The organism is Microbacterium sp. Bi128, from assembly GCF_918698205.1.
This window is the reverse complement of the sequence record NZ_CAKKMM010001412.1, coordinates 1-1,300: the sequence shown is the minus strand read 5'-3', so window position 1 is coordinate 1,300 and position 1,300 is coordinate 1. Positions and strand designations below refer to the sequence as shown.

Below are 1,300 nucleotides of genomic sequence, written 5' to 3'. Positions count from 1 at the left end.
CGCGTGTTCCGGGAGCTGGGCATTACGGCATCAGTGGGCATCGCCGCCAGCAAGTTTGTGGCCAAGATCGCGTCCACCCGCTGCAAACCGGACGGGCTGCTGCTGATCCGGCCGGAGGAAACCGTCCCCTACCTGCACAGCCTTCCCGTCAGTGCGCTCTGGGGAGTCGGCGGCAAGACCGTGGAGGTGCTGGCCCGCCGGGGCATCAGGACGGTGGCGGACGTCGCCGCGTCGCCGCTGCCCTCGCTGCGCAAGCTGCTGGGCGCATCGGGGGAGCATGTCTACCGGCTCTCCTGGGGCATCGATCCGCGGCCCGTGACGCCGGTCCGCCTGGAAAAGAGCATTGGTGCCGAGGAAACGTTCGCCACTGACACCGCGGATGACGCGCTGCTTCACAGGGAGCTGCTGCGCCTTTCGCACCGGACGGCGGAGCGCCTCCGCAGTGCCGGCATGCACGCCCGCACCGTGGCGCTCAAGCTGCGCTACGCCGACTTTTCCACTATTACCCGCAGCCGCACCGTGAGCACACCGATCGACAGCGCCCAACTCCTGTACGCGGTGGCAGTGCAGCTCCTGGAATCGGTGGGTCAGCGGCCCATGACGGTCCGGCTGGTCGGCATCCGCGCCGAGCAGCTGGAAGAGGCCGCCGATGCCCCGCTTCAGCTCAGTCTTGACCGCCGGGACGACAACTGGCGGGCCGCCGAACAAGCCCTCGATGCTGTCACCCGGAAGTTCGGCAACAAGTCCGTCCTTCCGGCCCGGCTCCTGGATTCCGGGGGCGCCCTTGAGTGAACCCGGCCGGAACCCCGTCGGGCCGCCCGTTCCCAAGGGTTCCGGCGGCGAAAGGGCCTTAAGACTGTCTTTCAGAACAGGCCGCAACAATCTATCCTTATTAATACCTAGGTTTAGGACTACTGGATCGACCGTTAGGGCGACCTGGCCAGCTAAGACCGGCGCGGGAGAGCTGATTTGACCCCCTTTTCACCAATGGCGGTGACGGGGGAACCACTTCGGAATCCCGGGCGTTAGGGAATTAGGGCAATGGCCACGTCATGCCCGGACGTTGGCAGACTTGAGGAGGTCGTGATGCCGCTCTCGGAACACGAACAGAAGTTGCTGGAGCAACTTGAGAAGCAGCTGCATGAGGACGACCCAAAGTTTGCAAGCTCAATGGGATCGGTCCCCGGACGCTCATGGTCCACCCGCCACCTTGTCATCGGCGTGCTCGCGACTCTCGCGGGCGTGCTGCTGTTGTTGGTCGGGGTGTCGATGCAGAACATCTTTGTCGGGGTCCTCGGCT

Annotated in this window: 2 protein-coding genes; both read left to right on the top strand. The window is 65.1% G+C overall.

Going from position 1 to position 1,300, the window contains the following annotated elements; all coding sequences use genetic code 11:
* Positions 1-792: DNA polymerase IV (locus LQV45_RS33235; protein WP_230011982.1), on the top strand; the 792-nt coding region annotated here is incomplete at its 5' end.
* Between the two features lie 294 nt (positions 793-1,086).
* The coding region (locus LQV45_RS33230) for a DUF3040 domain-containing protein (RefSeq protein WP_230011980.1) at positions 1,087-1,300 on the top strand (214 nt) is incomplete at its 3' end.